This window comes from Microbacterium sp. H6 (assembly GCF_003314775.1).
Taxonomy (GTDB): Bacteria; Actinomycetota; Actinomycetes; order Actinomycetales; family Microbacteriaceae; genus Microbacterium; species Microbacterium oxydans.
The window spans coordinates 12,300-19,067 of record NZ_QOAY01000278.1 but is presented as its reverse complement, the minus strand read 5'-3'; the positions used below and the strand labels follow the sequence as shown (position 1 = coordinate 19,067).

6 protein-coding genes are annotated in these 6,768 nt (G+C 68.5%); 1 reads left to right on the top strand and 5 read right to left on the bottom strand.

The genetic code is table 11. The features are described from left to right. From DSP71_RS22510 to DSP71_RS18170, 5 genes are all read right to left on the bottom strand, one after another. Nucleotides 1-2,642, bottom strand: a 2,642-nt coding sequence (locus DSP71_RS22510; RefSeq protein WP_258546537.1) for a LamG-like jellyroll fold domain-containing protein, incomplete at its 3' end; no start/stop codon positions are given. A gap of 86 nt (nt 2,643-2,728) precedes the next feature. Continuing rightward, nucleotides 2,729-3,265 carry a DUF4352 domain-containing protein gene (locus tag DSP71_RS18185; RefSeq protein WP_113681754.1) on the bottom strand — a complete coding sequence of 179 codons (537 nt, stop codon included), beginning with the start codon at nt 3,263-3,265 and terminating at the stop codon, nt 2,729-2,731. A 199-nt stretch (nt 3,266-3,464) separates the two neighbouring features. Continuing rightward, nucleotides 3,465-4,082: a protein tyrosine phosphatase gene (locus DSP71_RS18180; protein WP_113681753.1), complete on the bottom strand. Its 618-nt coding sequence runs from the start codon at nt 4,080-4,082 to the stop codon at nt 3,465-3,467. Next, the gene (locus DSP71_RS18175; protein ID WP_046746653.1) at nt 4,079-4,798 is read right to left on the bottom strand and encodes a CDP-alcohol phosphatidyltransferase family protein; all 720 of its coding nucleotides are present in this window, start codon (nt 4,796-4,798) and stop codon (nt 4,079-4,081) included. Before DSP71_RS18175 ends, DSP71_RS18180 begins: the two co-directional genes overlap by 4 nt. Beyond that, a complete protein-coding gene (locus DSP71_RS18170) occupies nt 4,789-5,742 on the bottom strand; it encodes a glycosyltransferase family 2 protein (RefSeq protein WP_231589633.1) in 954 nt (317 codons plus the stop codon). Before DSP71_RS18170 ends, DSP71_RS18175 begins: the two co-directional genes overlap by 10 nt. Nucleotides 5,743-5,934: 192 nt before the next feature. Here DSP71_RS18170 and DSP71_RS18165 point away from each other — a divergent pair. Beyond that, nucleotides 5,935-6,768, top strand: an 834-nt coding sequence (locus tag DSP71_RS18165; protein WP_181800775.1) for a glycosyltransferase family 2 protein, incomplete at its 3' end; no start/stop codon positions are given.

The following is a 6,768-nucleotide window of genomic DNA, read 5'->3' as shown; positions in this document are numbered from 1 at the left end:
TTGGCCGCCTGCACCGTGACGGGGTTCTCCGTCGTGGTGGCCAGGCCGTTGCTGTCGGTCACGGTGAGCTTGACGGTGTACGTGCCCGCCGCCGTGTAGGTGTGCGACACCGTCTTACCCGTCGCGGTGGCCGAGTCGTCCCCGAAGTCCCAGCGGTAGCCGGTGATCGTGGCCGAGCCGGTCGGCGCGGACGTGCTGGCGTCGAATGCCACGGCGAGATCCGTCGGCGTCGAGGTGAAGGCCGCGGTCGGCGGCTGGAAGCCCTTGCCGATGCCGTAGTGGGTCTGCACCTGCGCGGCGGTGAGCGCGTAGGGGTACACCGCGACCTCGTCGAGAGCTCCCTTGAAGTTGCTCGAGCTCGGTGCGGAGGGCCAGCTGTTGAGGTTGTCCCCGCCGACACGCCAGTACCCGACGTAGTTCTCGGCGGTGGTCGCGCCGGCCGCGGACGAGACGAGCACGCCGTCGATGTACAGCTTCATGCCGTCAGCGCTCTGCGTGGCCACCGCATGGTGCCAGGCGTTGTTGTTCAGCGCCGTGGTGTTCTGGATCGTCTGCGTGCTGCCGTTGTAGGTGCCGAACACCAGACGCCCGTTGTTCGTCATGTAGAGATGGCGGTCGTAGCTCGTGGAGTCACCCGAGGCCGCCGAGCCGTAGCCGAGCAGCTTGCCACCGGTGGTGGTGTTGGTCTTGAACCACAGCTCCGTGGAGAACTCCGCCGATGCGGCGATCTTGTCGGTCGAAGAGGCTCGCCCCGAAGAGGTTCCGCTGAACGTCGATGCGCCGGTCGCGGTGTTCTCCACGCCCGAAGCCGACGACGTCACGCCGGAGCCGAACACGGGAGGGTTCGCGCCCGCCCAGTCCTGCGCCGCGGTGCCCAGCGGGTAGTAGAGCTGCGGGTTGTCGGCCGAGATCGCGTTCGTGTAGCTCGAGACCGTTCCCGATGCGACCGTGACGCTCATGACCTGGCTGCTGACGGTGTTTCCCGCGCTGTCCTTGGCGCTGACCGTGTACTCCTGCTGCGATCCCGGTGTCGCCGTCTTGTCCTCGAGGGTGACGGACGGCCGGTTCCACCACGTGCCGTTGGCCGTGGTCGTGGCGACCGGCGTGGCCGTGCCGGTGCGACGGAGCTCGTACGTGAGCGTCAGATCGTCGCGGTCCCAGTTGGCCGGGATCGACACCCGGACGCGACCGGGGATGAACGACTGCGCCGTGCCGGTCCAGTTCGCCGCCGCGAGACGGGGACCGTCCTTGGCTCCGCCAGGGGGGTTCGTCGAGAAGCGCACGAGTCCCTCGAAGCGGCCGTTGTTCACGGACCGGAACTCACCGCCGATCGAGATCATGTTGCCCGCGCCCGTGATCGACAGACCGGCCTGTCCCATGCCCGTCGTCACACCGACGGCCCAGTCGGGCGTCCAGGCGTAGGGCGACGGTGCAGGAGTGCCCGCCCAGTTCTTGTAGGTGCCGCCGGCTGCGGGCTGGTTGCCCAGCGAGCCGCGAGCATCCGCCGTGTACGCCTCCGAGTAGCGGTGCGTGCGCGGGTTCTGCTCCGGGTGCAGGCTCATCGTGCCGCACGCGTGCGTGTGGCTGGTCGTGTAGACGACCTTGCCGGTGGAGTACACGCCGTAGTGGTCACCGAGGCAGTCGGCGATCCAGCGGACCTGGCCCGTCCCTGCTTCCGCCGCGAAGGTCCCCTCCAGGTTTCCCGTGGCGGCGTCGGCGTAGACCCAGCCGGTGCCGTACACGGCCTTGTCGTCGGCCGCGAGACCGAAGATGCCGGCCTTGCCGGAGTTCGAGCCCGTGTTCGAGCCGTTCTTTACCGTCTGCGGGAGCGCCCAGGACGTGTCGACCGCGCCGGTCGCCTTGTCCAGTGCCACGGTTCCGCGCATCGTCAGGTCGCCGTTGACCTGCGAGAAGCGCCCGGCGGCGATGACGTTCTGCCCCGCGGGGTCCATGACCATCGCGTCGACCTGGAGGTCGGTCTGCGGCGCCCAGCTCAACAGGGCTCCGTTGGCGGCGTTGAAGCCGGCGAGGTTCTTACGGGCGGTGCCGTTGCCCTGCGTGAACAGCCCGCCCACGTAGACGCTGGTGCCGGAGGTTGCGAGGGCGTAGACACCGCTGCCGCCGATCGACGGGTTGAAGCCGGCCACGAGCTGGCCGGTCACGGCATCGAGGGCCGCGAAGTTCCAGCGGGCCTGACCGTTGACGGAGTTGAACGATCCGCCGATGTAGATGCGGCTGCCGTCCGGCGACGCGGCGACGGCCTTGATCACACCGTTCACCTGCGGCGCGAACGAGAGCAGCTGACCCGTGTTGATGTCGTAGGCGAGCACGTTGGAGCGGGCCGTCAGGCTCGTTCCCGGCGTGGCGAGCGGGGCCCTGGCGTTGTCGAACTTGCCGACCGCATAGACGGTCGACCCGATCATCGTCTGCGCCCAGACGTAGCCGTTGTCGATCTGCACCGTCGGAATCGGATCCGAGGTGACGACGTTGTCGTCACGCTGCAGCAGAGGCGGTGGGGTCGAGGGGACGTCTGCTGACGCCGCCTGCGCTCCCAGTGTCGTCATGCCTGCGACGAGCAACGCCGCCGTCACGACAGACGCGAGTGCGCTCAGCGCTCGCCTCGTGGTCGATGTGTTCCCCATAGTGACTCCCCAGCCGCCAGTTTTCTTCTTCGAAAATGAGTTAGTGCAAATGAAAAACGAGAGTGATGCGAGTGATTACGCGCGCGTCAGGACAGCTGGCCGGCGAAGGTGGCCACCGGCTCGCCTGCGGCGTAGTTGACGCTGATCTTCACCGAGCGCCCCTGCGTCGGATCGAGCATGAAGACGTAGGTGCCGGTGGTCTTCGCGCCCGCGGCGACCTCACCCTGCAGGGGTTCGTTCGGGCCGGCGGTCGTGGAGACCCCGATGTCGCCGTCGTCCGTGACGAGACTGACGACCGCGGAGTCGACGCTCTGCGCACGCTTCGAGTCATTGGCCACGGTCAGCGTGACGACCACCGCGGGTCCGGCGTACTCGCCGGGCGTCTCGGGCTTGATCGTCGTGGTCGAAATCTTGTCGATCGTGACGACCATGTCGGTGGAGAGGGAGATGGGCGCGTCGAGCGCTCCGTTCTCCTCTGTGAGCGCCGGGCCTTCCGTGGGCCCCTGGGCCTCGGTGTCGGCGGGCGGCGTCCAGTCGGTGGTGCTGGTGCCTGCCGGCGCCGGCGATTCCGAAGCGCTCGGCGCGGCAGCGGTGCAACCGGCCGTCACGAGTGCCAGCGCCACCAGAGGCGCGACGAAGATCGCGCGTCGTGAGCGCGAAGTGCCGTCCCCAGAACGGCATGATGAAACGTTGAACACTGCAGCTCCCCAGAACCCAGATTCCTCAATCCCGAAGCCCCCTCGGCTTCAGGTCCCCTTCAACCGCGCGGAACGCGGCGTCGGCTAATCCTAGTGTGAGGTCTGGAAAATCACAAGTGCCCGGTCAGGAAGCGTGTCGACGATGGCCCGTGAGCTGTGCGAGGACCGTCGCGATGGCGGCATCGACCTCGTGGATCGTCTCCAGGTGACCGCGACTCCCGTGCCGATCGGCGATGCTCGTCGGATCGACGGTCCCCCGGGCCTGGAACAGCTGGCGCAGGCGTGCCCCGGGGCCCCCAGGCGGTGTCAGCGGGACGGCGCGGGAACGTGCACGGTCGAGGTGCGCCACGTACTCCACCACGCGGTCGGAGGCGGAGGACGAGAAGCCCTCCCCCAGATGGGCGGCTTCCTTGATCGTGAACATCCAGTCACGCGAACGCGGTGCCATCCTCACCAGTTCGCCACGGATGTCGCGCGATGCGGTCAGCACGATGCTCGCCTGCTCGACCTGCTCGATCGTCACCGGCTGCGCCCGATGCTCCTGCGCCCAGGCCTGCCATTCCTCGTCCTCATGGACCGAGGCCACCGCCGCGCAGATCGGGTCGCCGGCGTTCGCCCGCACACCGGCACTGCTCACGGTGATGGGGGAATCCGCGCCGAGCCCGCGACGAAGAGCCAGCTCGGCCAACGGCGACCGGCACACGTTAGCCGCGCACACGACCAGGATCTTCTCGTCCGTCATGCGGAGGCACCGAGCCTTCCGATCTCACGGAACCACTTCACCGCGGCGAGCGCGAGGAACAGGACAGCGGCCAGGCACAGAGCGCCGTAGCCGACGAGGAATGCCGGCGTCCACCCCCACAGCACGAACACGAGGCACACCAGCCCGAAGTCCGTCGGCAGCAGGATGAGCGAGCGCAGCAGGGTCCCGCCTCCTCGCTCGTGGGTCGACGCCACCGCGTGCTTGCCCTTGAGCAGATCGTTCAGGAGCATTCCCGAGAACGTGGTCGTGGCGACGATGCTGAACACGATCGGGATCAGCAGGAGAAGAGGCGTGTCGGGAAGCACCCGATAGAGCCCGATCAGCACGGCGAGGTGGAGGGAGGCGATCTTGAGCGTGTCGATGAAGTGATCGAGCCACTCGCCCTGGGGGCTTCCCCCGCCGCGCAGACGCGCCACCTGACCGTCGGCGGAGTCCCAGGCGTAGCCGAGCACCAGCAGCAGAGCGATCAGGAGGCCCATGGGCACGTTCACGGGGCCGAACGCGATGAGGCCGATCGCGATGAAGGAGTGCACCGCGCTGATGATCGACACCTGGTTCGGGGTGAGACCGATCCGATACGCGACGGCGGCGAGCACCCGACCGATGCGCCGATTGACGTACACCGAGTAGGCGGGCGCCCCACGAGCGTGCCCCTTCTGCGCGCGTGCGAGACGGTGATAGGCGTCTACGACCATTTCCTGCCCTTCTGGCCCGAGGTGTGCGTCCGCGCGATCCGTCGGGCTTCGCGCACACCGCGAAGATAGGCCCGGATCGGAGCGGGCGACTGGATCAGCTGTCGTCGGCCACCGCGGAGGATGACCTCCCTGGCGGTGCGCGGGATGGACCGGCGCCAGCGCTGCACGGCCTCGTCATCGAGATGGCGCACGGCGTAGAGCATCCGATTGCGGATGTTGTAGTAGTAGTAGCCCTCGGACTTGGCGCGTGAGGTCTCGGGCTCCGCACGCTGCGTGCCTCCCTCGTCGTGCACGGCCCTGGCGTCCTCGACGAGGGCCAGCGATCCGCCGGCCGACACGACACGACGCGAGAAGTCGACGTCCTCCCAGTAGAGGAAATAATCGTCGTCGAACCCGCCGGCGAGATCCCAGACCTCGCGCGTGATCCACAGGCAGGCCCCGCTCAACCATGGTTCGAACGGCTGGGTGTCCCCGGCGTCGCGCTTGCGGCGTGCGCGCATGGTGCCGTCGGCGAGCAGGAGATCGATCCCGGCGAACCAGGTCTTGCCGTCCGAGTCCGTGATGACCGGTGAGGCGAGGGTCGTGCGCTCGGCGTCGGTGGCTGCGGCCAGTCGGCGCAGCGACGCGCGATCGATGTGCGCGTCCGGATTGATCACGAGGACGTCGGTGGCACCCTCGGCGAGCGCGCGCGTCACCCCGATGTTGACCCCGCCGCCGAAGCCCGAGTTGGATCGCGGTTCGATCAGGAGCCAGCCCTGCGCGTCGGCGATCGTCGCGGCAGCGCGCCGTTCTTCGGCGTTCGACCAGTTGTCGACGACGATGACGAGCGCATGCTGATCGATCGCGCGCGCCTCGCGCTCCACCATCACCAGGTTGCGCTCGAGCAACCCCGCCGAGGCGTAGTTGACCACGACCACGGCAAGCCGTCCGTGCTCGATTGACACGCGATCCTCCCCCCGGATCCGGATCACGGATCGCCTCGGGTCGCCGGTCGAATTCCCCAGAGTCGCGACCGACGTCGACTCCCAGGTGAACGACTATACGCGAGAGCTTCCTCGACGAGCGGCTTCAGGGGTTCACGATACGATGAGCCGGCGTCGGAGTCGAGGCGCGATACTGCCATGGGGATGGGGCGGATGACCAGGGGACCGGAATCGAACGACATGATCAGGGTGACGATCGGCGTACCCACGTACCGGAGGCCGGAGCTGCTCCGAGCGCTGCTGCGCACGCTTCCCGAGCGGATCGCCGAGTGCGCAGACCTCGGGGTCACGGTGGACGTGCTGGTGGTGGACAACGATCCCTCCGGCTCCGCCAGGGAGGTGGCCGCCGGTGCGAGCGTCCCGGTCCGCTACGTCGTCGAACCCGAGCCGGGGATCGTCGCCGCTCGCAACCGCCTCCTGGACGAGTGCGCCGACCGCGACCTGCTGGCCTTCATCGACGACGACGAGGTCCCGCGAGAGCGGTGGCTCTCCGCGCTCATCGAGGTGTGGCGCGAACACGGCGCCGATGCCGTGATGGGGCGCGTGATCTCCGTCTTCGACGAGGACGTCGACCCGTGGCTCCTCGCATCCGGCACCTTCCGACGGCCGCCAAGGGAGACGGGCACCGTGCTCCAGGTGGCAGCGGCGGGCAACCTGCTGCTGGACCTCCGCTCCATCCGGCGGCTCGGTCTGCGGTTCGACCCTTCGCTCGGTCTCGGCGGCGGCGAGGACACACTCTTCTCCCGGCAGCTCGCCCGCCGAGGCGGCTTGATCGTGTGGTGCAACGAGTCCGAGACGGAAGACCTCGTCGTCGCCGCGCGCCTGAGCCGCGCCTGGGCGGCACAGCGTGCCTTCAGCTCGGCGAACGCGGGCACCCGCATCCAGCTCCAGCTCACCGACGGGAAGATCCGCCGCGGGGTGCTGCGACTGCGGGCTCTGGTCGGAGGCGTGGCCCGTATCGTCGTCGGCGCCCTGCGGAGAGCCTTC

Coding starts and splice junctions, on each gene's coding strand:
- DSP71_RS18180 (WP_113681753.1), bottom strand. CDS start 4,082: ATGACGGACGAGAAGATCCTGGTCGTGTGCGCGGCTAACGTGTGCCGG.
- DSP71_RS18175 (WP_046746653.1), bottom strand. CDS start 4,798: ATGGTCGTAGACGCCTATCACCGTCTCGCACGCGCGCAGAAGGGGCAC.